Consider the following 26,732-nt stretch of genomic DNA (forward strand, 5'->3'; position numbering starts at 1 on the left):
CCACTCAACCACTGCGTCTTGCTCGACAATCCAAAAACAATTGAGAGGCTAGGACTTTTGTCCCAGCCTCTTTTTGTATTTAATCAACCTTTTCTACCTTTAGCAATTGGCCGTGTTTTAATTCATAAATGGTATCCACATAGGTCAGGATAGAGCGGTCATGGGTCACCATGATGGCGCTCTTGTTTTTGGATTTGACTTCTTTTTGGATCAATTGGGCGATTTCTTGCCCTCGATCTGGGTCTAGGCTAGCTGTTGGTTCATCGGCTAAGATGACCTGCGGATTTCCGATGAAGGCACGAGCGATGGCTGCCCGTTGCTTTTGCCCACCGGACATCTGATTCGGGTATTGGTGGTAACAAGCTTCGATACCAAGATCTGCCAGCAAGGCTTTGACTTCCTCTTGGCGTTTTTTCTTGTCCTTTTCCCCTTTTAATTTGGCCACCAGTTCTAACTGGTCACCGATTTTCATATAGGAGAGGAGCTGGTGATCTTGAAAGATAAAGCCGAGCAATTCCAGCCGTTTTTGCGTCCATTGGCCTTGGTTGAGGCCGGTCAAGTCTTGGCCAGCGATACGAATCTGCCCCTCATCCGCTGATAAAAGCAAGCCAGCGATGGCCAAAAGCGTGGACTTACCAGATCCTGAAGGGCCCAAGATGGCGACGAATTCGTTGGGTTCGACGCTTAAATTCAGCTGGTTGAGGACATGGTGCATCTGGCTACCATCGGCGTAGGATTTTCTGATATTTTCTAATTCGATAATGGCCATCTTATTCTCCATTTCCACCAATGACTTCGATTGGATCTACTTTTTTGATTTTGACAAGGGACAAGGCACCACACAAAATAGAGGTCAGGATAAAGCTAACCGAGATGGTGAGATTGTCCTTTAGGGTCATAAAGGAAGGGACGCTATTGGGTAAAAATGGCACCATCATGGTTGCCAAGCCAAGTCCCAGCAGCACTCCGATGAGGGAGATAATGGTGAGCTGGGATAGTTGGACATAGGTAATCTGGCTCATGGACATGCCAATAGCCTTCAAGACGCCGAACTGTTTCAACTTCTGCAGGGTGAGGATATAGAAGAAAACCCCAAGGATAGCAGAGGAAGCGAGCAAGAGCACCCACGTGATCATCCGTAGCGTCAGGTTTTGAGCCTTGTAGCCAGGGATTTTATCGATCACCTGCTTCTTATCCGCCACCATTAAGTTGCTGGCTAGATCACTAGAAGGGATGTTTTTCTTGGTCACAAGGGTTTGGGCTTGCCATTGATAGCTTGGATCTGTTTTTTGCCGCATGCCTGTGTAGGTTTCCGAGCTGATAAAGCCAATCTCGCTGTAGCCGTATTTGGCATTTTTCGCGAAGGCCACGACCTTGAGTTTTTGCTTAGAGGTTTTATCGATCACGCGATCGCCGACTTGGATTCCCTCATCCTCTTTGAAAGAACTGTCCAAAATGACCTCGTTTTTCTTTAAGTCGGAGATCTTGAGGTCTGTATCTTCCATGATTGGATTGAGGATTTCTTCTTCATTGTGATCGGTCGCGAAGTAGGTGATATCCAGAGTGTTGGAATCCTCTGATTTTGAGACGGTTGCCCGCTGGATGGACAAACCCGAATAGTCCATCCCCTCTATCTTTTGGACCTCATCTAAATCTTTCTCCGTAATGGTTGAAAAGGGGATAATCCCTTCTGAATCCGTAGAAAGGATGTAGTGCAGCGACCCATAGTTATCGATTTGAGCCGATACCGAACGGCCCAGTCCATTTGTCAGCCCGGACAAGAACACCACCATAAACATGAGAATGGTAATGAGGAGCTCAATCAGGATAAACTTCTTGGGTTGGTATTTAATTTCATTCCATGCGATTTTCATATTCGTTCTCCTTTTAGCACGGAGGTGCTCAAGTAGCTTGGCACCTAAACATACTCTACCATCATACCATAAGTGGAGGGATAATAGGGGGATGGTGTTTGGTAGAGTATGAAAGGATCGGATTTGTTTACTGTGTTCAATTTGATTCTCAATTATTAATTGTTAATGAATACAAAAATAAATCTGCTATAGACAAAAAAAGCCTTGATTTCAAGGCTTTTCCTGTTGATTTAGAGCCCCCTGCATGGATTTGGAAAGGACTTTCATATTGAGAATAATTAATAATGTTGAAATTTAATTGAATTTCGGAAGGCGCTTTTAGGTATTTTCAATGTCATGATTTAAAAGTAGGGCAAAAAACATACTGAATTGAACTGTTTAGTAGCTTAAATATATCATGGCGCTATCAAAAAAGTTAATTTTATAGAGTTTGTTGGAATAGTTACTGAGTTTTTTGTTTAATATCCAAACTTTATTATTATATCATGAAAATAATTAGAAAAACAGACTTGTATTATTTTGAAATTTGTATATGATGAAGGTGTAAGAACTATAAAATAGCCTGTTAGAAAGGGGAATGAAAGAATGAATCAGGCTATATAAAATTGGTGATTGGTATTCAATGTTGTAAAACAAGAAAGGAAAAGGTAAAAAATGCAAATACATAAAAAAATTTTTATAGTAGCGCTGGTTTTATCCATTTGTATCTCACTTTATTTTCTTATCAATCCGTCTAATATTCTCACCTTTCCGATTTTTGTGAGTGAATTTGATGACACCACATTTAAATATTACATGTTTGTGAAGATTGGAATTGTATTATTATTTATCAAATTCTTACTGGATATATGCTTAGAGTATATCAAGAATTGGTTTAAAAAGTTTTGATATTTCTTTACACAAAAGAGTCTGAGACAGCGTTTTGTCCCAGACTCTTTTTTGAGTTGTGAGCTCTGTTTTATAGATTCCACTGCTTGAGGGAGACTTCGCCGCTATTGAGCCAGATTTCTTCTTGATTGTCTAATTGGACCAAGAGTTGGCCGGTATCAGAGATGTCTTTGGCGAGGCCTTGATAGGTCTGTTGGTTCTGCTCAAAAGTGACAGTTCGTCCTAGGACCAGGGAGCGCTCTTTGTAGAGGTAGACCAGTTCATCGACATCTGTTTGGAAGAATTCCTTCCAGATCTCACTGATGAGGTCATTGCGGGTGATGGGACAAGGCCCTTCAAATAAGGAACCTGCCTTACTTTCTAGCTCTTCTGGGAAAGTAGGAATGGCTAAATTGAGACCGACTCCGATAATGACATCCGTGACGAGACCAGTCTCGATGGACGTGATAGCTTCGGTGAGGATTCCCCCAATTTTTTTATGGCGGTAGTAAATATCGTTGACCCACTTGATATCGATATCGATCAGGGTCAGGTTTTTAATAGCCTTGAAGATGGCTCCAGCGACCATGAGGGTATAAGGGGGGAGCTCCGCAGGGGGCAGTTGAGGCTTGAGATGAAGGGACATGTAGATGCCCCCTTGATCGGGACAGTAGTAGTCACGACCAAAGCGACCTTTTCCAGCAGCCTGCGAATTAGCTAGGTAGAGGGCCTTGCCTTCTTGATGGGTTTCTATGCCTAATTTGGCATCCAATTGGGTGGAGCTACATTGTTCGTTTAAGGAAACGGTCAATTGGGTATTTTTTGCGATCACTTCAGGTAGCAGAATATCGCCTGAGACCAGTTTGTAGCCCTTCTTTTTGAGGGATTCGATGACGACCCCATCTTTTTCTAGACGTTGGATGGCCTTCCAGATAGAGGTGCGGGAAACACCTAATTCTTTTGCCAGCTGCTCTCCGTTGACATAATCATCTACCTGAGAAAGGGTTTGAAAGAGGATTTCGTGTGTTTTCATAAGACCTCCTAACGACTGCTATCTCGAATCGTCAGTTTGGTGGCTAATTTGACCATATAGGGAACACTTGGTTGAGTCCCTTGAAAGGTCTGCCGCAACATCTGAATGGCTTGCTTGCCCATTTCTTCTGTGTAGACAGTTACTGTAGAGAGGGCAGGAAAGACATACTTGGCGATGGAAGTATCATTGAAGGAAATGAGACTGACGCGCTCAGGAACAGCGATTTGGTACTCCTGAAGAGAGCGAAGGGCCCCGACTGCCAAGGCATCACTAGCCATGAAAAAGGCAGTTGGTAAGTCGTCGCCCAAGTCTTGAATCAGCTGCTCCATCATCTGATAACCTGACTCAGTTGAGAATTGACCAACAGAGACAAAGCGCTCCTCATAAAGTCCTTTTTCCGTGAGAAACTGTTGAAAGGTCCGTTGACGGGGATCCATCTGAAGCGGTGTCGCATCTGCCGTCTCTTCCTGCCCGACCAAGAGCCCGATCTCCTTGTGGCCATGATCAAGGAAATACTGGAGAGCCGTGATAACAGAATCTTCTAGATCGGTCGTCACACAGGAATATCCCAGATAGAGGGTATTGCTATCGACAAAAATCAGAGGTTTGCCGTAGCTTTCTAGATCTCGAATGGTCTTGGGACTGAATTTTCCAAGAGCGATGATGCCGTCTGCCTCTTGAATCAAGGACCAATCGTCATTATTAAAGATACGAAAGATCTCATAGCCTAATTCCTGGGCTTGTTTTTCTAACCCCATTCGAATGGCATAGTAGTAGAGGTCATCTAATTCTTCTTCACGCGTGTACCATTCAAAAATGACGATTTTATGAAAATCCTCAACTGGTTGAGGCGCTGTTTTGCGGCTCTTCTTTTGGTAATGCAGGTCCTCAGCGATGCGAAGAATCCGACTGCGCGTGTCTTCACTGACCGATAAGGTCGCATCCTGGTTGAGAACGCGAGAGACCGTTGCCTGAGAAACGCCTGCTTTTTCCGCAATGTCTTTAATCGTTGCCATAGTTCATCCTTTATTGATTTCTACTTCCAGTATACTCTAAAAACTAGTAAAAAGAAATAAAATTTTACTAAATTTTATGTTTGCTGCGATATTGGCTAGGAGTCAGTTGGCTATAGGCCTTAAAAGCCTTTGAAAAATAGAGGGGATCCGAAAAGCCCACCGAGTAAGCTACAATCTTAATGCTTTCGTCTGTGTTGGTCAGTAACTGCTGGGCACGCTGCATGCGGACCGAGTGCAAGAATTCCTTGGGAGAGATCTGGTGAAACTCCTTAAAGACAGTTGTCAGATAGGAGCGATGGACATTGAGGTCATCGGCGATCTCTTGAATACTTAGATGATCTTTATTGTAATGCGTCTCAATCATATGCTTGCAGGTCAGATAGAGCTGATAGGTGGGAGATGGATGGCTCCGATAGATATCGGGAGCCACTTCACTGATAAGAAATAGCAGTTCATAGATCTGAGAGAGAAGGTGGAGTTGGTAGTGTGAAGTCATCTTTGAAGCCTCTGCCTTGTGGACGAGTCGCTCCATAAACTGGCCGATCTTTTCTGTTTCCACCTCTGTTTTCTTTAGAAAACCTTTTGCATGCAGGGTTGAAAAACGCATGAAATCACTCACCTTGGTGCCACTAATACCGATCCAGTAGTAGGACCAAGGTTCTTCGGCATCGGCCTTGTAGTAGGTCACCATATTTTTAGGGAGGAGAAAGAGATCCCCAGCCTCTAGGTGGATTTCTTTCTTATTGAAGTGAAAGACTCCCTTTCCTTCTGTAATAAAATGCAAGACAAAATTATCTCGGACGCTAGGGCCAAATTCATAGTTCTTCGGACAATCTTCATAGCCATAAAAATCAAGGGCTAGGTCAATGGTATCAGTTTGGTATTCAGAAAAGACTAACATAGGTAAACCTCCTACCTAACATTTTACCATAGATGTCCAACAAAATTCTATTTTAGTAAGCGTTTACATCATGTAAAATAAAGACATGCTAAAAAAGAAAGTTATTGGAATCGAATTTAAAAATACATAGTGATATTATTTCGGGTCCAATGGAGGAAGATATGGCAATTCGTATCGAACAAAATTTGTTCTATGTAGAAAGTAAGGGACTGAGCCTGATCCTTGAAAATCGAGATGGCTACCTGATGCTCAAGCATCTGGGACGTCCGATCCCGTCTTATCATTTTTCCAATACCGTACATGAAAAAGATCATGCCTTCTCTGGGAATCCAACACCTGACAATCGCATCTTTAGCTTGGATACCCAGCGTCAGGTCTTGGGACAGCATGGGCTTGGAGATTTTCGAAAGCCGTCGATTCAGATCCAGCACGGCACTACAGAGGTGACAGATTTCCTCTATGTCGGAGCCAATATCTACTCTGGCAGTGTCGAGGCAACTGGTCTTCCCAATCCTCACTCGGTAGATCAGGCTGAAACCTTGGCCTTGGTCTTTGAAGATGATCAAGCGGCCCTGCGTTTGACCCTCTATTACACGGCTTACGAGGATCGAGCAACCATCACTAGCTTTTCAAAGATTGAAAACTGCAGTGATGAAACCGTCGTGATCCACAAGGCCCTCAGTGTGATGGCAGATATCCCAGCAGGTGACTATGATGTCATCACCCTTCAAGGGGCCTATGCGAGAGAAAAAACAGTCCGCCGTCAACAAGTGGAACAAGGAATCTTCTCCATCAGCTCCAACCGTGGTGCTTCTGGACACGCGCAGACCCCAGCTCTCATTCTTGCTGACCATGAAGTGACAGAAGATGCTGGTTCTGCCCTTGCTTTCCAACTGCTCTACAGTGGAAATTTTGAAGGATTTGTTCAAAAGAATCAAATCAATGAAGTTCGCGTTGGATTGGGAATCAATCCAGAAAACTTCTCCTGGGAGTTGGCACCGAATCAGAGCTTTGATACGCCGGTAGCCATGATTAGCTACTCACATGAGGGATTGACCGGTCTCAGTCAAGAAAGTCAAGCATTTGTCCAAAACCATATCATTCCTAGTCCCTTTGCTCATAAAGAACGTCCAATTCTGATCAACAACTGGGAAGCCACCTACTTTGATTTTAAGAAAGAAAAATTATTGGAGCTGGCAGATGAGGCTCAAAAAGTGGGAATCGAACTCTTTGTTCTTGATGATGGCTGGTTTGGTAATCGCTATGATGACAATCGGGCTCTCGGTGACTGGACTGTCAATGAAGAAAAATTAGGGGGAAGCCTAGCAGAACTGATCCAAGGCATCCACGACAAGGGACTTCAATTTGGCCTTTGGGTGGAGCCAGAAATGATTTCTGTTGATAGCGACCTCTATCGGGCTCATCCGGAATGGGCTATTCAAGTCCCAGGCTATGAACACACCTATTCACGGAATCAACTAGTACTCGATTTCGCAAATAAAGAAGTGGTTTCTTATATCAAGCAGGTCTTGGATGACTTACTTGGAAACCATGAGATCGACTATATCAAATGGGATATGAACCGCAATATCACCAAACTTGGAAATGGTAAAACCTACCTTGAAACCAAGATGCAATCCCATGCGTATATCTTGGGCCTCTATGAAGTGGTTTCTTACTTAACAGAGAAGTATGAGAACATTCTCTTTGAGTCTTGCTCTGGAGGCGGTGGCCGCAATGACCTCGGTATGATGCGTTACTTCCCTCAGGTCTGGGCAAGTGACAATACGGATGCCATTGCCAGACTTCCGATCCAGTACGGTTCTAGCTACCTCTATCCTACCATTTCTATGGGGGCTCACGTATCAGCTGTTCCAAATCACCAGATGGGACGGATGACACCACTTGAAACGCGAGGTCATGTAGCTATGATGGGAAATCTGGGCTATGAATTGGATCTAACCAGTCTTCCGCAAGAAGAGTTGGATAGGATTGCAGCTCAAGTCGCTCATTACAAAACGATTCGACCACTTGTTCAGTTCGGAAAACACTACCGCTTGATCAATCCAAGCCAAGGTAGCAATCAAGCAGCCGTCCAGTTCACTTATCAAGACCGCACGGTTGTAACCTATGTACGGGTCTTATCAACGGTTGAGGAGATCGAGCCGACCCTATACCTCAAAGGATTGGAAGAAGATGCGCTCTATCGCTTAGAAGGGACGGACCAAGTCTATTCAGGAGCTGAGCTCATGTATGCCGGCTTAACCGTCGTTCTTCCTCAGGGAGATTTCCTCAGCAAACAATATGTTTTTGTCAAAAAATAAAAGGAGACAGCCAAATGAAATGGTATAAAAAAATCGGACTTCTTGCGACAACAGGCCTAGCCTTGTTTGGGCTCGGTGCTTGCTCCAACGATGGAAAATCTGCGGATGGCACAGTGACCATCGAGTATTTCAACCAGAAAAAAGAAATGACCAAAACCTTGGAAGAAATCGCGCGTGATTTTGAAAAGGAAAATCCAAAGGTTAAGGTCAAAGTTGTCAATGTACCAAATGCTGGTGAAGTATTGAAAACACGTGTTCTCGCAGGAGATGTGCCAGATGTAGTCAATATTTACCCACAGTCCATCGAATTGCAAGAATGGGCAAAAGCGGGTGTCTTCGAAGATTTAAGCAATAAAGACTATCTCAAACGCGTGAAAAACGGCTACGCTGAAAAATATGCCGTAAATGGAAAAGTCTACAACGTTCCTTTCACAGCCAATGCTTACGGAATCTACTACAACAAAGATAAATTCGAAGAATTGGGCTTGAAGGTTCCTGAAACTTGGGACGAATTTAAACAGTTGGTAAAAGACATCGTTGCCAAAGGACAAACCCCATTTGGGATTGCAGGAGCAGAAGCTTGGACCCTCAATGGTTACAATCAATTGGCCTTTGCGACAGCAGCAGGTGGAGGAAAAGAAGCCAACCAATACCTTCGTTATTCTAAGCCAAATTCCATTAAATTGTCTGATCCGATTATGAAAGATGACATCAAGGTCATGGATATCCTTCGCATTAAAGGTTCGAAGCAAAAGAACTGGGAAGGTGCAGGTTATACAGACGTTATCGGAGCCTTCGCGCGTGGGGATGTCCTCATGACACCAAATGGATCTTGGGCTATCACCGCGATCAATGAACAAAAACCGAAATTTAAGATTGGGACTTTCATGATTCCAGGGAAAGAAAAAGGACAAAGCTTAACCGTTGGTGCGGGAGACTTAGCATGGTCTATCTCCGCTACTACCAAACATCCAAAAGAAGCCAATGCCTTTGTGGAATACATGACCCGTCCAGAAGTCATGCAAAAGTACTATGATGTGGACGGATCTCCAACAGCGATCGAAGGGGTCAAACAAGCAGGAGAGGATTCACCGCTTGCTGGGATGACCAAATATGCCTTTACGGATCGTCACTTGGTGTGGTTGCAACAATACTGGACCAGTGAAGCAGACTTCCATACCTTGACGATGAACTATGTCTTGACAGGTGATAAGCAAGGAATGGTCAATGATTTGAATGCCTTCTTTAACCCGATGAAAGCGGATGTGGATTAGGAGTAGAGAGACGATGAAAAAAGTATTACAAAAATATTGGGCATGGGCTTTTGTGGTCATTCCCCTCTTATTACAAGCAATTTTCTTCTATGTGCCAATGTTCCAAGGAGCCTTTTACAGTTTTACCAACTGGACAGGTTTGACCTATAACTACAAGTTTGTTGGCTTGAACAACTTTAAGCTCCTCTTTATGGATCCAAAATTCATGAATGCGATTGGCTTTACTGCGATCATCACGATTGCCATGGTGGTTGGTGAAATTGCCCTTGGGATCTTCATTGCGCGTGTCTTGAACTCTAAAATCAAAGGGCAAACCTTCTTCCGTGCTTGGTTCTTCTTCCCAGCTGTTTTGTCTGGTTTGACAGTGGCTTTGATCTTCAAACAAGTCTTCAACTACGGTCTACCAGCCATTGGGAATACCCTTCATATTGAGTTTCTCCAAACCAGTCTTTTAGGGACTAAGTGGGGAGCGATCTTTGCGGCTGTCTTTGTCCTTCTTTGGCAAGGGGTGGCCATGCCCATCATTATCTTCCTAGCTGGTCTGCAATCTATCCCAACTGAGATTACAGAAGCAGCAAGAATCGATGGTGCAACGAGCAAGCAAGTCTTCTGGAATGTTGAATTGCCTTACTTGCTACCAAGTGTCTCTATGGTCTTTATCCTAGCCCTAAAAGGTGGGCTTACCGCCTTTGACCAAGTCTTTGCCATGACTGGTGGGGGTCCAAACAATGCCACAACCTCACTTGGGCTCTTGGTTTATAACTACGCCTTTAAAAACAACCAATTCGGATACGCCAATGCCATTGCCGTAATCTTGTTCTTCTTGATTGTAGTGATTTCGATCATCCAATTGAGAGTATCTAAGAAATTTGAAATTTAAGAGGAGAAGCACGATGAAACAAGATGAAAGAAAAGCCTTGATTGGCAAATACATTCTATTGATTCTAGGATCGGTTCTGATTTTAGTGCCGCTCCTTGCCACCCTCTTTAGTTCCTTCAAACCCACCAAGGATATCGTAGACAATTTCTTTGGATTCCCAACGAATTTCACATGGGACAACTTTAGCCGTCTCTTGGCTGATGGGATCGGAGGCTATTATTGGAACTCTGTCGTCATCACTGTCTTGTCTTTACTTGCAGTAATGATCTTTATCCCTATGGCAGCCTACTCCATCGCTCGCAATATGAGTAAGAGAAAAGCCTTTACCATCATGTACACCCTCTTGATCCTGGGGATTTTCGTACCTTTCCAAGTCATCATGATTCCGATTACGGTTATGATGAGTAAACTTGGTTTGGCTAATACCTTTGGTTTGATTTTGCTCTACTTGACCTATGCGATTCCACAGACCCTCTTCCTCTATGTAGGGTATATCAAAATCTCTATCCCAGAAAGTCTGGATGAAGCAGCAGAGATCGATGGGGCTAATAAGTTTACAACTTATTTCCGCATCATCTTCCCAATGATGAAACCCATGCATGCGACAACCATGATCATCAATGCCCTTTGGTTCTGGAATGACTTCATGTTGCCACTCCTTGTCTTGAACCGCGATTCAAAAATGTGGACCTTGCCTTTGTTCCAATACAACTACGCAGGCCAATATTTCAACGACTACGGACCAAGCTTTGCCTCTTACGTGGTCGGTATCATCAGTATCACCATTGTCTATCTCTTCTTCCAACGCCATATCATTGCAGGAATGAGCAACGGCGCAGTGAAATAAGATACAAAGGGACGATTCAGCTTGCTGAAAATTTCTGTAGTACCCTAGGGCATCCACATCCGTAGACTACTGAAGTAGTAACGGCTGTGGAAATATAGGAAATCGACTTAGTGTGCTTGCACACAAGGAGATTTATCTTTTTTCCTAAGAAATTAGTCCCGTGTTCAATTCCAGATACAAAGGGACGATTCAGCTTGCTGATTTCAATCGTATCCTAGGAAGCAATTCTAAAATAGAAAAACTCAAGAAAGCCAGGTCTCTTAAGACTTGGCTTTCAAAAAAAGAAAAGGAAACCATTATGCCAATTCAAAACAAAACCATGTTAATCACTTACTCAGATAGCTTAGGAAATAACCTCAAGGACCTCTATGAAAATCTGGAGAAATATTTTGGGGATGCAGTAGGTGGGGTTCACCTCTTGCCATTTTTCCCATCAACTGGTGACCGTGGCTTTGCGCCTGTAGACTATGACCAAGTGGATCCAGCCTTTGGAGATTGGGAAGATGTCAAACGCTTGGGCGATAAGTACTATCTTATGTTTGACTTTATGATCAATCATATTTCCCGCCAGTCTAAGTATTATAAAGACTACCAAGAAAAACACGACCAAAGTGCCTACAAGGACCTCTTCCTCAACTGGGACAAGTTCTGGCCGGAGAATCGCCCAACTCAAGCAGATGTAGATTTGATTTATAAGCGCAAGGACCGGGCTCCTAAACAAGCCATTACTTTTGCAGATGGGACGACCGAGCACCTCTGGAATACCTTTGGGGAAGAGCAGATTGACCTAGACGTGACCAAGGACGTGACCATGGACTTTATTCGCAAGACCATCGAACACCTGGCGAGCAATGGCTGTGACCTCATTCGTTTGGACGCCTTTGCCTATGCAGTCAAGAAATTGGACACCAATGATTTCTTCGTGGAGCCAGACATTTGGGATTTGTTGGATAAGGTGCGCGATATGGCGGCAGGCTACGGTGCTGAGCTTCTTCCAGAGATTCATGAGCACTATTCCATCCAATTTAAGATTGCCGATCACGACTATTATGTCTATGACTTCGCCCTTCCAATGGTAACCCTCTATACCCTCTATAGTTCAAAAGTGGAGCGCCTTGCCAAGTGGTTGAAGATGAGTCCAATGAAGCAATTCACGACGCTGGACACCCATGATGGAATTGGGGTGGTCGATGTCAAGGATATTTTGACAGATGAAGAGATTGACTATGCTTCAAATGAGCTCTATAAGGTAGGGGCAAATGTTAAACGCAAATATTCCACAGCAGAATACAACAACTTGGACATCTACCAAATCAATTCGACCTATTATTCAGCACTTGGAGATGACGATCGTAAGTACTTCCTAGCCCGCCTAATTCAAGCCTTTGCACCAGGTATTCCGCAGGTTTATTATGTTGGATTCCTAGCTGGGAAAAATGATTTGGAACTCTTAGAAAACACCAAAGAAGGCCGCAATATCAACCGTCATTACTACAGCAATGAAGAAATCGCTCAAGAAGTAGAGCGACCAGTCGTGCAATCCCTTCTCAAGCTCTTTAGTTTCCGGAACAACTCGCAAGCTTTTGACTTAGAAGGAAGCATTGAGGTGGAAACACCAGATGAACATACCATTGTCATCACGCGCCAAAACAAAGACCAAACTGTCACAGCAGTAGCTCGAATCGATCTTGCTGAGGGCACTTACCAAGTGACAGAAAATGGTCAAGAAATGGTGTTTTAAAAAAATATGAACGAACTAAAGGATAAGTAAAAAATGCTTATCCTTTTTTAAAACAAGCACCTTGCAACCGTTTACAAAACTATAAAACAATGGTACAATATCTATTGAAAGAAAGGAGGTCGCTTTATGAAAAAAATCATTTATCCATCTGCGGCCCTATTAACGGCTTTTGCTCTATTATCCGTCCAAACAGCAAAAGCAGACACAGCTCAAGCGTCGGATCAAGCCAATGAACCGGCAGCAACAGTAGAAGAGGTGGTGGCTTCTCCAACGCCAGAAAGCACTACAGAAAATCAGGGAGAAGTGTCCGAAACGCCGACTTCAACAGATCGTGCAGCTGTCCCTGCTGCTTCTCCAACGGTAACATCGACAGAGACGGCATCTCCTGAAGTGGAAAAACTGATTGAAAACATGCCACTCAAGCAAAAAGTGACTCAAATGATCATGCCGGACTTCCGTAAGTGGCAGGAGGCTAATCAGGAGTCGCCACAGGATCTCACCAAGGTCAATGCTGAAGTAGCGGATGCGATTGATAAATACGATTTTGGAGGCGTCATTCTTTTTGCTGAAAACGTCAAAGAAACCAAGCAGACCCTTGCTCTGACGCAAGATATGCAAAAGGCAGCGATCGAAAACAAGGCCAACAATGGGAAGATTCCGCTATTGTTAGCCATCGACCAAGAAGGGGGGATCGTCTACCGCTTGGGTACGGGTACAGCCCTTCCCGGTAATATGGCCATCGGAGCTACCAATGATCCCAAACTAGCGAAAGAAGCCGGTCAAATTATCGGACGTGAACTTTCTGCGCTAGGCTTGAATGTGGATTTTGCTCCGGTTCTAGATACCAATAACAATCCTCAAAACCCTGTGATTGGGCTTCGTTCCTTCTCATCTGATCCAAACCGGGTTGCCTACTTGGGTATTCCGATGATGAAAGGCATTCAGGACTACAATGTAGCTGTGGCAGCCAAGCATTTCCCAGGTCACGGAGATACAGCGGTCGATTCACATACAGGTCTGCCATTGGTAGATAAATCTCTTGCTGAGCTTGAAAAATTGGAACTCCTTCCATTCAAAAAAGCTATGGATGAAGGGGTAGACCTCTTGATGACGGCTCATATCCAATACCCGCAGATTGAAAAAGATCAGGTCGTTTCAAAAGAAACAGGTGAGAAAATCTATGTTCCAGCGACGCTCTCTGATGATATTTTAACGGGCTTGGTACGGAAGAAATATGGCTATAAGGGCGTGATTGTCTCCGATGCCATGGGAATGGATGCTATCGCTAAGAACTTCGGTGAGGTGGAAGCTGTGAAGATGGCCATCAAAGCAGGAGTTGACCTGGTCTTGATGCCAACGACCCTTCGCAGTAAAGCCGATTTGAGCAAGATTGATACCATTGTCGATGCAGTGGTAGATGCCGTGAAAACCGGTGACATTTCAGAAGATCGCTTAAATGAGTCGGTTCGTCGGATCCTGACCCTCAAAGAAAAACGTGGGGTCTTGAATTTTGATCCAAGTGCTCGGACGGCTGAAAAAGCAGAAGAAGCAGTCGGATCAACCCTCAACCGTGACTTGGAACGCAAGATTGCAGCAGCAGCGGTGACGGTTGTAAAAAATGAAGAAAATACTCTGCCATTTAAGGTGCAAACAGGGGACCATGTCTTACTCTTAGGAGCTTTTGAAAATGAAGTCCCTGGACTCGATTTGGGTATGCGTCGCTTAATTGCGGACGGAGTGCTTCCAAAAGATACCTCCTTTGTGGCCAAGAACTTCACTAAAGAATCTACCCTTGATAGTCTAAAAGAAGACCTAGAGAAAGCCACTCACATCGTAGTGATTTCAGAGATCGGTTATGAAGGGCAACTGGATAAAGATTTCTGGCGGACCAAGATCCCAACAGAAATCGTCAATTATGCCAATACCAACCATAAGAAGGCAGCTGTCCTTTCTATCTCTAAACCTTATGATGTAGCCAACTATCCAGCGGCAAAAGCCATTTTGGCAGTCTATGGAAATAAGGGAATGGATCCAACGGAATCCCTCAAACCAGACAATGCATTTGGTCCTAATATTCCTGCAGGAGTGGAAGTCATCTTCAATGGCAAGGAACATCTAGGTACCTTACCGGTTGATATTCCAAAAATTGTAGACGGAAAAATGTCGGAAACAGAGTACGCCTACCGCATTGGTCATGGTCTCTTCTATCCAGCACCTGCACCATTGCCAACACCAGAAACCCAAGATCCAACTTCACCAGTCCAAGATCCAACCCATCAGACACAACCAGTAGAGGTTGGTCACACTGGAACACAGGTTCTTGTTAGCAAGCAGGAAAAAGCTAGCACTCTTGATCGTCCACAAGTTACTCCGATCGCTGTGAAACAAGCCACTGATCAGGCTCCTGTCAGCGTGTCAGCAAGTCCTGCATCATCTGTATTGCCAAAAACTGGTCAAACAGAGAATCTCCTAGCTCTCATGGGCATCAGCCTCTTAACCTTCCTTGGATCTTTTGTCTATCCAAGAAAGAAACACTAAAGGATTCAGAATCTCAATTGGGTCACTCCCAATTGAGATTTTTTGGTAAAGTTTTACTAAAATTAACTCAAGTCGGCAATTATCGAATAGAAGTTTTAATCGGAGGAAAACCCTTTGTTATAGCCTTCTTTGGCATAAAATAAAAAATTAATAAAATTTTACTAAAAATACTTGAAGTTTTACTTGCGATCAGATATAATACAAGTATAAAAACGTTTACAAAACTAAAGGAGTTTCTCATGACGACAACAATCACATCTCAAGATTTACAAGCAAAATTCCAGGCTGTCTTTGGGGAAAAGGCTGACCACACTTTCTTTTCACCAGGACGGATTAATCTGATCGGTGAACACACGGACTATAATGGTGGGCATGTCTTCCCAGCAGCCATTACACTTGGTACCTACGGAGCTGCAAGAAAGCGTGAGGATAAGGTCTTGCGTTTCTTCTCAGGAAACTTTGAAGACAAGGGGATCATTGAAGTTCCACTGGATAATCTCCACTTTGAAAAAGAGCACAACTGGACCAACTATCCAAAAGGCGTGCTCCACTTCTTGCAAGAAGCTGGTCATGTCATTGATAGCGGAATGGACGTCTATGTCTACGGCAATATTCCAAACGGATCCGGTCTTTCTTCTTCAGCTTCGCTTGAGCTCTTGATTGGCGTCATCGCTGAGAAACTATATGATCTTCAGTTAGATCGTCTAGATCTGGTCAAGATCGGGAAACAAACTGAAAATCACTTCATCGGAGTCAACTCTGGGATCATGGACCAATTTGCCATCGGTATGGGAGCTGATCAACGGGCTATTTATCTCGATACCAACACCCTAGAGTATGATCTGGTACCGCTGGACCTCAAAGACAATGTCGTAGTTATCATGAATACCAACAAACGCCGGGAATTAGCGGATTCAAAATACAATGAACGTCGTTCAGAATGTGAGACCGCCGTCTCTGAACTCCAAGAAAAATTGGATATCCAAACCTTAGGGGAATTGGATCTCTGGTCTTTTGATGCCTATAGCTACTTGATCAAGGATGAAAATCGCATCAAACGAGCTCGTCATGCTGTACTTGAAAACCAACGGACTCTCCAAGCTCGTAAGGCACTTGAAGCAGGTGATTTGGGAGGTTTTGGTCGTCTCATGAATGCTTCCCACGTATCCTTGGAGCATGACTACGAAGTGACAGGTCTAGAATTGGATACCTTGGTGCATACAGCCTGGGAACAAGAAGGTGTCTTGGGCGCTCGTATGACAGGAGCAGGCTTTGGTGGTTGCGCCATCGCCCTTGTAAACAAAGATAAGGTTGAAGCATTTGAAGAAACTGTCGGCAACCGTTATGAAGAAGTCGTTGGCTATGCGCCAAGCTTCTATATCGCAGAAGTTGCGGCAGGGACACGGGTAATCGATTAAAAAGGAGATAGGATGACAGAACAGGTATTAGATGCATTTGTTACAGCCGTCATTGTGGCGAGTGACTACGAAGAGATGGATCGGATTTATCTAAAAAATCGCATCATGAGTCGCGTTGGAGAAGAAGGTCTAGACGCCCCAGCTCATCAGGCTGACTTGATCGCACTCAAAGATCAGCTGGTGGAAATCGCTGTTGCGAATAGTAAGATCCAAGATAGCATGGCCGCAAAGGACAGCTTGGGTGCGGAGTTGATGGATTGGATCACCCCTAGTCCTAGTCAGGTCAACCATCGTTTCTGGGAGACCTATCGTCAGTCCAAAGAAGACGCGATTGCGGATTTCTATGCCCTCTCTAAGCGCAATGATTACATCAAGGTCAAAGCGATTGCGCAAAATATTGCCTTTGAGGCAGAAACTCCCTATGGTTCTCTTGAAATCACCATCAATCTGTCAAAACCTGAAAAAGATCCTAAAGACATTGCAGCGGCCAAGCTTGCCAAAGCCAGTCATTATCCGGCCTGCCAATTGTGCTTTGAAAATGAAGGCTATCAAGGTCGCCTAGACCATCCAGCCCGGGCTAATCACAGGATTATTCGCTTTGATATGGACGGTCATGATTGGGGCTTTCAGTATTCCCCTTATGCCTACTTCAATGAACACTGCATTTTCCTCGATAGCCAGCATGTGCCCATGGCCATTAGTCGCAAGACCTTTGAGCGACTCTTGACCATTGTCGAGACTTTTCCAGGCTATTTTGCAGGGTCCAATGCAGATCTGCCCATTGTAGGGGGATCTATCCTGACTCATGATCATTACCAAGGCGGACGCCACACCTTCCCTATGGAGCTAGCTCCTGTGGAGGAAAGCTTTACCATTGAGGGCTTTGAGGCTGTATCGCTAGGGATTGTCAACTGGCCCATGTCGGTTCTACGTTTGCAATCAGACGACAAGGCGCAATTGATTGCCCTGGCAGACCATATCCTCACAGCCTGGCGAGGCTACTCGGATCCAGCTGTTCAGGTCTTAGCGGCATCCGATGGTCAGCCCCACCATACCATTACCCCTATTGCACGGATTCGTGATGGGCATTATGAACTGGACTTGGTGCTCCGTGACAACCAAACCTCACCAGAGCATCCAGATGGGATCTATCACCCACATGCAGATGTGCAACACATTAAAAAAGAAAATATCGGCCTGATCGAAGTCATGGGCTTGGCCATTTTGCCACCTCGCCTCAAGGAAGAGCTCAAGCAGGTCCAAAACTATTTGCTTGGACGTGAGAATACTGTGGCGACCTACCACCAGCCTTGGGCAGATGATTTGAAAGCCACTCACCCATCCATCACAGACGAAGCAGAGGCAGAGGCCCTTGTCCGTGAATCGGTTGGCCAGATCTTTGCGCGCGTGCTGGAAGATGCTGGAGTCTACAAGCGAACAGTAGAAGGACAAGCTGCCTTTAGACGCTTTGTTGCGACACTTTAAGTGTGGAGAAGCGGCAGAAATTTGGTACAATAAGAGAGAAGACAAGAAGCGAAAGGAAAACAAATGGCAATACTCGTACTCGGAGGAGCTGGCTATATCGGTTCCCACATGGTTGACCGCTTGGTCAATGAAGGACAGGAAAAAGTCGTCGTGGTCGATAGTCTGGTCACAGGTCACCGTGCAGCGGTGCATCCAGATGCCGTCTTTTACCAAGGAGACCTGGCGGATCAAGACTTTATGCGCACTGTTTTTAAGGAACATGCAGATATCGATGCGGTCATCCACTTTGCGGCCTACTCACTGGTCGCTGAATCCATGGCCGATCCATTGAAATATTTTGATAACAATACAGCAGGCATGGTCAAACTCTTGGAAGTCATGCATGAATGTGGGGTGCACTACATCGTCTTTTCTTCAACTGCTGCCACCTACGGCATTCCAGAAGAAATTCCGATACTTGAAACCACTCCACAAAAACCGATTAACCCTTATGGCGAAAGTAAGCTCATGATGGAAACCATCATGCGCTGGGCCGATCAAGCCTACGGGATCAAGTATGTGCCCCTTCGTTACTTTAATGTAGCGGGTGCCAAGCCTGACGGATCTATCGGAGAAGACCATGGACCAGAGACCCATCTCTTGCCGATCGTCTTGCAAGTGGCCCAAGGCAAACGCGAAAAGATCTCTATTTTTGGAGATGACTACCAGACACCAGATGGCACCAATGTTCGGGACTACGTCCATCCATTTGACTTGGCAGATGCCCATCTTTTAGCAGTGGAGTATCTGCGTAATGGCAACCCATCGACCGCCTTTAATCTGGGCTCATCGACTGGATTCTCCAATCTTCAAATCGTTGAAGCTGCTCGCAAGGTGACAGGACATCCGATCCCACTTGAGCTGGCCGATCGCAGACCAGGAGATCCAGATACCTTGATCGCATCCTCTGAGAAGGCGCGTGCCATCCTCGGTTGGCAACCCAAATTTGACAATATCGAAACCATTATCCAAACAGCCTGGGCTTGGCATTCCAGCCACCCAGATGGCTACAATGATCGATAAGGAGGGACTGCGGACATCATTTTTGAGACTTTTTTAATAACATCTAAAACGACAGTTGATCTTGCTAAATGACTCGTTTCAGACGTCAGTCATTTCCTTAACCATCATAAAAAAGTGAGGTATTCAAAATGAATAAAACCACAAAAATGTTAGCCGTCTTCTTGACAGCGGGTCTTCTTTTAGCTGGTTGCGCACAAAAAGAGACTACAAAATCTACTAGTCAATCGTCTACTAAGGCGACCAGTAAAGCATCAAGCAAATCATCAGCTAAAGAAAAGACAAAAGAGTCATCAACTGATGAAAGCAAAAAAGAAGATGCACTAGCAGGTGCACAAAAAACCGTTCTCGAAACGAGTGATGAAGCAGGTAAGTCAACTATCACCTTGTATTACAAGGGAGATACCTTGTTATTACAAGAAAAAGTTGATGATTACGACGTCTCAAAAGTGCCTGGTGAGAACCCTCTTGAAACCATGAAAGAAGCCGTTGCTAAGAGCCAAGAAAAATTCAAAGATCTGATGGGCCATGGATTTGAACTGACATCAGAATACAAAGACGGAATCTTTTATATCCGCAATACCATTGATTACACAAAAATCGATTTTAATAAATTAAAAGAAATCGTCCCAGGCTTTAATCCCCTAGATGACAAAACAGTTAGTTATTCAGTAACGAAAGACAGTCTTATCAAGGGCGGTATGGTCGAAAAATAAACCAAAAGGAGAGCAGCTCAGTTTGCTGCTCTTTTTTAGTTTGGCATGAATTCATGGGCATATTTTGGTAGAATAGGATTTAAGGAAAGGTGAGTTTAAAGAAGTTTAACTTAACTGTTGTATGAAAAAAAAGCAGTAGTTAATGAGGTTGTTCTAATGATGAATAGTAGTATGAAAGAAACTTTTATAGAAGCGATCGATCATTTGTTGTCTATCATTGACAAATATAATATTAAAAATATTGGTCCACAAGTGGATGAGCTACATATTTTGAAAGAATATGTAAATACTAATAAAGAAATGAGTCTAAGAGATAAATTGACAATTTATCAAGCCCTTTTTCCACCACATGGGGGACTTTCTGATATTTACTATTGGAATAATGATGTTGAATTAAGCAAACAGACTAATGAGACTATTACCGAATTAAAAAAGGTTATTGCTAATTATTTATTGGAACGGTAACCTTTGCTGATATTAATGGATTATGTAAAGGTATTAAAATTAGAACTCGATTTATGAATTAGAAAAAGGTAGAATTTTACATAGATTGAAATAGGAATAATAAAATGCTAATAAAATTAAAAAACAAAATTGAATCCGAAGTTGCAAAAATTGGAAATTTAAAATTAGATGAATTTGGAATTTATTTTTCAAAACAACCTCCCTACTATCCGGAGGGAATTTCTGTAATAGAGGATGGAAATGGAAGATATAATCTAGTCTTTACTGAACGAGGGGCAATAACATCTGAGATTTCCAAATTAGATGATAACGAGGTAACTTATCAAATTTTAAAGATAATCATTAAAAATATTTCATCACATAACATTGATGAAAAAGATGTAGATTTAATTGATAATTTGATCAAAAATAATGAATTTGAAAAAGTTAGTCAATTAGTTGAGAAAGTACAAGAGAATAGATATAGATATGAAAAGGAATTATTTGAAAAGATTAGTCCATTATATACTTCATGGTACGAAAGAGAGCATGAATAATTCGTATCATTTCGATTGCTGAGTAAATGTGGATTGATTGAAGAAGCAAACTTCCAGATGATTATGTATCACCGCTTAAGTAAAAGAGGTATAAAATGAAACCAACAAACCTAGAATGGGGAGATGTTACCCAATTTGAGGAAATTGAAGGATATGGAAAATCCATTTGGAAAAATGAGGACAAATATTATTTAGTTTTAGAAGAAGGCACCGTAGCTTCTTGGTTAGTAATCTATGAACTCCCACAAGAATTATTTGCTCTATTAGAGAGTGGAGAGAGAACACTACATGAAGTTTCCTGGAAAGTTCAGAATGACTGTTGGCCACCGACGGAAGAAGAAAAGAAAGCTAGTGAGAAACGATTCATAGAAGAGAGTCCCACATCATTAATTGATATACCTGAAACTAGAGAATTATTTACTCAGGAAGAGCTTAAAAGATTAATTCCGATTGCTGAGCAAATGTGGATTGACTGGAGAGGCAAACTTCCAGATGATTATGTATCGCCACTTAAGTAAAAGAGGTATGAAATGAAACCAACAAACCTAGAATGGGAAGATGTTATCCAGTTTGAAGAAGTAAAAGGTTATGGTCAGCATATCTGGAGAGATGGTAATCATCTTTATTATGTTGATGAGGAGGGAGGAATTGCTTCTCAGCGTGTGGTTTATGAATTACCAAATGAGCTGTTTGCCTTATTAGATAGTGGAGAGAGATCACTACTCGAAATATCTTGGAAGATTAAGCACGATTGCTGGCCCCCAACGGAAAAAGAAATCAATAAAATTAAAAGAGGAAGAGCCAAAGAACGACCAAAGATACTGATAGCTAATCCGAAAAATCAATTACTTTTTACACAAGAAGAATTAAAAGAGTTAATGCCCATTGCAGAGAAGATTTGGATCGAATCTGAAGGTAAACTTCCAGATGATTATGTATCGCCGCTTAAGTAAGGGAGGTATAAAATGAAACCAACAAACCTAGAATGGGAAGACGTTAGTATGTTTGAGGAAATAAAAGGTTATGGTCAACATGTTTGGCGACATCATGAGAAATATTTTTTTGTTACAGATGAAGGAGGAATAGCTGAACAGAGGGTAGTCTATGAATTCCCATTAGAACTATTTCAATTATTAAAGTCTGGAGAAAAAACACTGACAGAAATTCATTTCAAGCTAAAAAACGACTGTTGGCCACCGAACGTGACACAAGAAGAAGCTAATAGAAAATTCTTGAGGAAATTCCCAGAAGCTGAACTGTAGCTATGGAGCTGTTTTATGGTAACAAATTGGATGTTCATCCTTATCAAAAAGATAAATCTCGGGGCCCTGAACGAATAGCCATTGGTGATGATGCTTCAATTTGGTTTACTGAGGATCACTATCAAACATTTAATAGAATACGGTAGCATATGATTAGCAAATATACAGATGAAGTCTTTACAAAAATTGAAGAAATTTATGGGGTGCTTTTGCCTCTTGAATTTAAGCAAGTGTATCGTGATCTTGAACAACTTCCAAATGGATGGTATAACTGGGCAGATTTTTCAAGAGAAAACACTGACTATTTAAAGAAACAAATGAAAGAAGTGATGGTGGAGATTGCGGATGAAATAGATGATATTGAATGGAATGATAACTGGGGAGAATGTCCAAATACCATTCATGATGTTCATCATTTTATAAAAAGTAAAATGAAATCTGCACTTGCTTTAATGCCGATAGTTGGCCATCGATATATTGCTTGTAAACCTACTGCGGTTTCACCGGTATTCTCAATTGTTGGATCAGAAATTATTTATTATTCAGCAAGTTTAACAGATTTCTTAAAAGGTAAAACAATAACACAGGGAACTGAGCTAACGGTCTTACCACAGATTGCATTCTGGTCCGAGATAGCTCAGTAATTTTGCAATTCAAAATAAAGGATTCTCTATCCTCAAAAGGAATTTAGTATGTTAAAATTAGGTCGTTTGGTTCAACATCCTTACAATGTCAAAGTAGACTACTATACTCCTCTTTCGATTGAAGTAACCAATATACCTCCTTATTCAGATAAGAATTATTTTCGATTGGTAAAAAATGAAAACTTACTCGAAATTGGATTGGATGCAACCTCTTATCAATTAACCAATATTATTCTAGTTCAATCATCAAAGGTCAGCTTAGTTGAGAAACTATCTCTAAAAAACGTAGAAATGAAACAAGGATGCCCTGTTTTTCTTGATGATATTTCGTTTTCCAATGGTCTACATGATCTAGACCAGTCATTTGAAGTATTCTTGTCTAAAGATAAGTTAAAGATCCAGTTAATCGATCTAGAAGAGGAGTTTTATTTAGTTAACGGGAGAGTCTGTTTAGGATTTTCTCAAGACGAAAGATTAGTAACTATCATACTGCTGGATTTAAAAGATGAAGAATATGAAGATTTAAAAGATAGTTTTAAACTTTAATAATTTAAAAAAGTTGATTCTAACTTTACCTAGCAGTAAATAAATAGAAGGATATAGGACGTTACAAATGTTAAAAAGAGAATATGATATATTCAAATATCAAAACAATAGTACTAGATTGATGATAAGTTTTTATGACCCCTATTATCAAACCTTGTGCGAATTTTTTGATACAGAAGTTCATAATTTTTACCCTCACATTTATAAAGAATTAGAGGCAGTTGTTACAGGTCAAAAAGAAGCGTCTGATTTTGGCGGTAATATGCTCAATATTGATATAGGTAAAGAAGAAACAGAAGTATATTATCAAATGGATGATGAAAACCTTGGAGACCCTTGTTTTATTCCAACTGAAGAACTGTATAAATTAGTTTTAGAGTGGAAAGAAATGGAAGGTAAAATGCGTAGTGGGGAAGATTGTTTTCCAGTGACTTTAGAGGATTAATGATGAAAAACCTCACCCTGTAACCTCTCCTCAAGCTATTCTATTTAACACCCTAAGTTTGGTATGAATTCCGCAATGATCAATAATAAGGAACTCAAGTCAGTCGGCTTGAGTTTTTTGTGTGAGCGAATGTGCTGGGAATACCACTAACTAGGCTTTTTTATAGCTGTGAAAGATGTTATAATATGAAAAAATTTAAAGGAGAAATGAATGGGAGATAAATACACCGTAAAAAGTGATCTTTCGGTGGCTGCTAAGCATGCTACTGCAATAGGATCTGCCAATAATCATTCAGCTATTACAGTTCAAAGAGATGAACAAACGACAGTTGCTGGTAATAATAGTGCTAAAAATGGTATTAGTCAATTTGAGAATCTTCAGACTCAGCTATCGAATCATATTGTGAATATGATTCAAAATATCCATAGCTTAGCTGAGCAATTTGAAGATAAGGATGCCATGATTCGTCAAAATTTAAATATTCTGAATACTATTCAGTCTAAGCCATCATTCTCAAATGAAGCGAAATCAAAATACTTAGATGTGTTAGAGGATTAGATATGAATGTAGAAGATACATGGAATAAGCTCCATGAGAAAGAACGACAACTTTCAGATAAGGAGTGGGACTTATACCAGCGGATAGAAAAATTAGATTCGAAGAAAATGGAAGTAATGGATCAGCTGTTGAATGATTCACATTGGTTAAATGATCTAGATTTTCTTTTCGAAGGTAGCAGATATCAAAGTCAAATGATGGATGATCAGTTAGAATTCCAGCATCAAGTGAGAATAATGGAATACAGTCTGGATAAAGAATTAGAAAAACTTCGGAAAGAACATAAATCTATTGAAATGAAGTTAGATTCGATTCACCAAGAAAAAAGACGATTAGTGACGGAGGAAATCACATGAGTATAGATATGTATCTAGAATCCGCTAAAAGTCAGGCAACTAGTTTATCTAGTATATCCGCCCAGTGCGTGCAACAGAATATTGAATTGATTAAAGTTCTTGAAAATTTTGTAGCTGAAGAAGAGTTAAAAGGGCATGCTTACGACTCAGCAAAGGCGCATATTACAAGTACTGTAATTCCATTAATCCAAGGGATTGTCTTGTACCAAGAATCACTGGCGGAGGAGTGTCAAAAATTTGTCAGTCAATATACCTCTGATGTAGATAGTAAAAGTTGGCGTCAAGTGAATTTAGAAGAAAAAATTAGGGAAGCAGATCAAAAGATTTCCAGTCTAAGACAGTTAATGGAAACAAAATCGGATAATAAGATTTCAGCATTTCTAAATCTTTCGGTATCCATAGCCGTATTAGAAGGAGCAAAACAAAAATTACAGAAAATATTAATTAGCCTGCTTACTTTTAATGCAGTATCTCCAACTATCTTTTTAAATTCAGAGCGGTATTTATTGGCCGTTCAAAATGGTTTTGCCCAAGCTGCACAATCATGGGATGCTGCTAGCGGAACCTATTTGCCTCCAAGTAGTGGAACTGATCTATCGTGGAAGCAAACAATCTCTTTAGGATGGCAAAAACGACAAGCCATTCTGAACAAAGTGAAGAATCCGAAAGTTAAAACGTTAGAGGAAAAACTTTCAAAAATGTCACGTGCAGAACTGGAGGAAGAGTATGGTACTGTAATTCAATCCTATAAAAGGTTTCTTACAATGGGACAAGGCGATAATGTGACTGCTACTATGGATTTTGAGGATGTGAAACTAATTTGGAAGCGGTATAATGAAGTGAAGGATGATCACTTAGGATTATTACCTTCAGAATTAGCCAAGGTGGACCCAAAATTTAAGAAACGTATCGATGCAATGGATCAAGAAGCGTTAGAAGAGGCCTACCCAGAACTTAAAACATTGATCTCCATGGCTCATGTGAATCCATATGCACAACTATTTAAATCTGAAACAGAGCGAGCTAATTATGATTACCTACTAGACCGCTATTTCCTTTTAGATAGTCAAAAAATGCTCAGTTGGCGAGATCCTGCTTTTCAAACTAAATATGATTATTATATAATTGAAGAAGGTATTGATCCTTTTACAGGCAAACCTGCTACACAGGAAGAAATCAATCGTGCAAAAGATATCAAGAAGGTGAGAGCTTTTACTGATAGCCTCCAACTAGCAAGTACCTTGTATACATCTTATGTTGGATATAATCAGTACTACAATAAACCCTACACATCTTTCTCGGATGTATTTAGTAAAGTAAAAGGGAAGGTTCCATTTGTCAATAGGAAACCAGTAATTCCTGAGGTGAACCCTAAGGTAGAAACCAATGTTAAAACTATATCAGAACCAGCAAAAACTTATGATCGTGAACATATTTTACGAAATATAGAAGAAAGCAAAATTGCTAGGGAATCCAGTAACTTTGACCAATATCTGGCGAAGGAATCATTGATAAAGTATCCAACTTTATTAGATAGTAAAGTCAAAATTGTTGATAAAGCAAAATTACCAGATTGGATTGGAGAATCCTTTACAGATAGTAATTATAGGACGGTTGTTACGACAGAGGAAGTAACACTCTATCGAACATTTGGTGGATACTCTGATGCTGGAGGAGGGTTTGTAACTACAACCCCTGCTTCAAATCGTATACAAGCTAAAATAGATACTGCACTATTACCTGAATGGAAGAATACGAGACAATATGAAGCAGTAATAAAGATTCCAAAGGGAGTAGAATTAAATATTGGAAAAGTTGCTCCTCAAACAATAAATTCCTCAGGATTTATATTAAAAGGAGGGGCGGATCAAGTTTTATTACCAAATAAATGGCCATTAGACTGGATAGTGGATATACGAATTGTACCAAATTGAGGTTTTGAATTAT

25 protein-coding genes and 1 pseudogene are annotated in these 26,732 nt (G+C 41.8%); 21 read left to right on the plus strand and 5 right to left on the minus strand.

Going from position 1 to position 26,732, the window contains the following annotated elements; all coding sequences use genetic code 11:
* Window positions 1-79 precede the first annotated feature (79 nt).
* From NFR56_RS01630 to NFR56_RS01650, 5 genes are all read right to left on the minus strand, one after another.
* Window positions 80-769 carry an ABC transporter ATP-binding protein gene (locus NFR56_RS01630; protein WP_134974556.1) on the minus strand — a complete coding sequence of 230 codons (690 nt, stop codon included), beginning with the start codon at window positions 767-769 and terminating at the stop codon, window positions 80-82.
* Window position 770: 1 nt separating this feature from the next.
* Window positions 771-1,874 (minus strand): ABC transporter permease, encoded by a 1,104-nt coding sequence (locus NFR56_RS01635; protein WP_070846072.1) that lies wholly within the window; start codon window positions 1,872-1,874, stop codon window positions 771-773.
* A gap of 958 nt (window positions 1,875-2,832) precedes the next feature.
* A complete protein-coding gene (gene birA, locus NFR56_RS01640) occupies window positions 2,833-3,774 on the minus strand; it encodes a bifunctional biotin--[acetyl-CoA-carboxylase] ligase/biotin operon repressor BirA (protein WP_134974558.1) in 942 nt (313 codons plus the stop codon).
* A gap of 8 nt (window positions 3,775-3,782) precedes the next feature.
* The gene (locus tag NFR56_RS01645) at window positions 3,783-4,790 is read right to left on the minus strand and encodes a LacI family DNA-binding transcriptional regulator (protein WP_134974559.1); all 1,008 of its coding nucleotides are present in this window, start codon (window positions 4,788-4,790) and stop codon (window positions 3,783-3,785) included.
* A gap of 67 nt (window positions 4,791-4,857) precedes the next feature.
* Window positions 4,858-5,691, minus strand: a complete 834-nt coding sequence (locus NFR56_RS01650) for an AraC family transcriptional regulator (protein ID WP_134974560.1) — start codon at window positions 5,689-5,691, stop codon at window positions 4,858-4,860.
* Window positions 5,692-5,852: 161 nt separating this feature from the next.
* Here NFR56_RS01650 and NFR56_RS01655 point away from each other — a divergent pair, with 161 nt between their 5' ends.
* From NFR56_RS01655 to NFR56_RS01755, 21 genes and pseudogenes are all read left to right on the plus strand, one after another.
* The gene (locus NFR56_RS01655; protein WP_251457282.1) at window positions 5,853-8,015 is read left to right on the plus strand and encodes an alpha-galactosidase; all 2,163 of its coding nucleotides are present in this window, start codon (window positions 5,853-5,855) and stop codon (window positions 8,013-8,015) included.
* Between the two features lie 14 nt (window positions 8,016-8,029).
* A complete protein-coding gene (locus NFR56_RS01660) occupies window positions 8,030-9,289 on the plus strand; it encodes an extracellular solute-binding protein (RefSeq protein WP_134974561.1) in 1,260 nt (419 codons plus the stop codon).
* A gap of 13 nt (window positions 9,290-9,302) precedes the next feature.
* On the plus strand, window positions 9,303-10,169 hold the full coding sequence (locus tag NFR56_RS01665; protein WP_251457285.1) for a carbohydrate ABC transporter permease: 867 nt from the start codon (window positions 9,303-9,305) through the stop codon (window positions 10,167-10,169).
* 13 nt (window positions 10,170-10,182) lie between these two features.
* A complete protein-coding gene (locus tag NFR56_RS01670) occupies window positions 10,183-11,016 on the plus strand; it encodes a carbohydrate ABC transporter permease (RefSeq protein ID WP_021153463.1) in 834 nt (277 codons plus the stop codon).
* Between the two features lie 298 nt (window positions 11,017-11,314).
* Window positions 11,315-12,757 (plus strand): sucrose phosphorylase, encoded by a 1,443-nt coding sequence (gene gtfA / locus NFR56_RS01675; RefSeq protein ID WP_251457288.1) that lies wholly within the window; start codon window positions 11,315-11,317, stop codon window positions 12,755-12,757.
* A 126-nt stretch (window positions 12,758-12,883) separates the two neighbouring features.
* A complete protein-coding gene (locus tag NFR56_RS01680; RefSeq protein ID WP_251457291.1) occupies window positions 12,884-15,295 on the plus strand; it encodes a glycoside hydrolase family 3 N-terminal domain-containing protein in 2,412 nt (803 codons plus the stop codon).
* A 239-nt stretch (window positions 15,296-15,534) separates the two neighbouring features.
* Window positions 15,535-16,713, plus strand: coding sequence for a galactokinase (locus tag NFR56_RS01685; RefSeq protein WP_207185578.1), 1,179 nt, complete (start codon window positions 15,535-15,537; stop codon window positions 16,711-16,713).
* 12 nt (window positions 16,714-16,725) lie between these two features.
* Window positions 16,726-18,198, plus strand: coding sequence for a UDP-glucose--hexose-1-phosphate uridylyltransferase (galT, locus tag NFR56_RS01690; RefSeq protein WP_251457294.1), 1,473 nt, complete (start codon window positions 16,726-16,728; stop codon window positions 18,196-18,198).
* Between the two features lie 63 nt (window positions 18,199-18,261).
* Window positions 18,262-19,260 (plus strand): UDP-glucose 4-epimerase GalE, encoded by a 999-nt coding sequence (gene galE, locus NFR56_RS01695; protein WP_118095322.1) that lies wholly within the window; start codon window positions 18,262-18,264, stop codon window positions 19,258-19,260.
* Between the two features lie 128 nt (window positions 19,261-19,388).
* Window positions 19,389-19,973: a DUF1307 domain-containing protein gene (locus tag NFR56_RS01700; protein ID WP_251457297.1), complete on the plus strand. Its 585-nt coding sequence runs from the start codon at window positions 19,389-19,391 to the stop codon at window positions 19,971-19,973.
* A 156-nt stretch (window positions 19,974-20,129) separates the two neighbouring features.
* Window positions 20,130-20,438, plus strand: a complete 309-nt coding sequence (locus NFR56_RS01705; protein WP_251457301.1) for an ABC transporter — start codon at window positions 20,130-20,132, stop codon at window positions 20,436-20,438.
* A gap of 104 nt (window positions 20,439-20,542) precedes the next feature.
* Window positions 20,543-20,974, plus strand: coding sequence for an Imm63 family immunity protein (locus tag NFR56_RS01710; protein ID WP_251457303.1), 432 nt, complete (start codon window positions 20,543-20,545; stop codon window positions 20,972-20,974).
* Window positions 20,975-21,069: 95 nt separating this feature from the next.
* Complete coding sequence (locus NFR56_RS01715; protein WP_251457306.1) at window positions 21,070-21,492, plus strand: hypothetical protein; 423 nt, start codon at window positions 21,070-21,072, stop codon at window positions 21,490-21,492.
* Window positions 21,493-21,504: 12 nt separating this feature from the next.
* Entirely contained in the window at window positions 21,505-21,927 is a 423-nt protein-coding gene (locus tag NFR56_RS01720) for a hypothetical protein (RefSeq protein ID WP_251457308.1), read from the plus strand.
* A gap of 12 nt (window positions 21,928-21,939) precedes the next feature.
* A pseudogene (locus NFR56_RS01725) lies at window positions 21,940-22,224 on the plus strand (hypothetical protein); the annotation flags it as partial.
* Window positions 22,225-22,385: 161 nt separating this feature from the next.
* A complete protein-coding gene (locus tag NFR56_RS01730) occupies window positions 22,386-22,880 on the plus strand; it encodes a hypothetical protein (protein ID WP_251457310.1) in 495 nt (164 codons plus the stop codon).
* 48 nt (window positions 22,881-22,928) lie between these two features.
* Window positions 22,929-23,426 (plus strand): hypothetical protein, encoded by a 498-nt coding sequence (locus NFR56_RS01735; protein WP_251457312.1) that lies wholly within the window; start codon window positions 22,929-22,931, stop codon window positions 23,424-23,426.
* A gap of 67 nt (window positions 23,427-23,493) precedes the next feature.
* Window positions 23,494-23,871 carry a hypothetical protein gene (locus NFR56_RS01740; protein ID WP_251457314.1) on the plus strand — a complete coding sequence of 126 codons (378 nt, stop codon included), beginning with the start codon at window positions 23,494-23,496 and terminating at the stop codon, window positions 23,869-23,871.
* A 210-nt stretch (window positions 23,872-24,081) separates the two neighbouring features.
* Window positions 24,082-24,429 (plus strand): TIGR04197 family type VII secretion effector, encoded by a 348-nt coding sequence (locus NFR56_RS01745; protein WP_200773422.1) that lies wholly within the window; start codon window positions 24,082-24,084, stop codon window positions 24,427-24,429.
* A gap of 2 nt (window positions 24,430-24,431) precedes the next feature.
* Window positions 24,432-24,785, plus strand: coding sequence for a DUF3958 family protein (locus NFR56_RS01750; protein WP_118228051.1), 354 nt, complete (start codon window positions 24,432-24,434; stop codon window positions 24,783-24,785).
* Window positions 24,782-26,719 (plus strand): hypothetical protein, encoded by a 1,938-nt coding sequence (locus NFR56_RS01755; RefSeq protein ID WP_251457315.1) that lies wholly within the window; start codon window positions 24,782-24,784, stop codon window positions 26,717-26,719. The genes NFR56_RS01750 and NFR56_RS01755 overlap by 4 nt, the downstream gene beginning before the upstream one ends.
* The last annotated feature ends 13 nt before the right edge of the window (window positions 26,720-26,732 follow it).

The sequence above is a fragment of the Streptococcus caecimuris genome (assembly GCF_943193075.1).
GTDB classification, from domain to species: domain Bacteria; phylum Bacillota; class Bacilli; order Lactobacillales; family Streptococcaceae; genus Streptococcus; species Streptococcus caecimuris.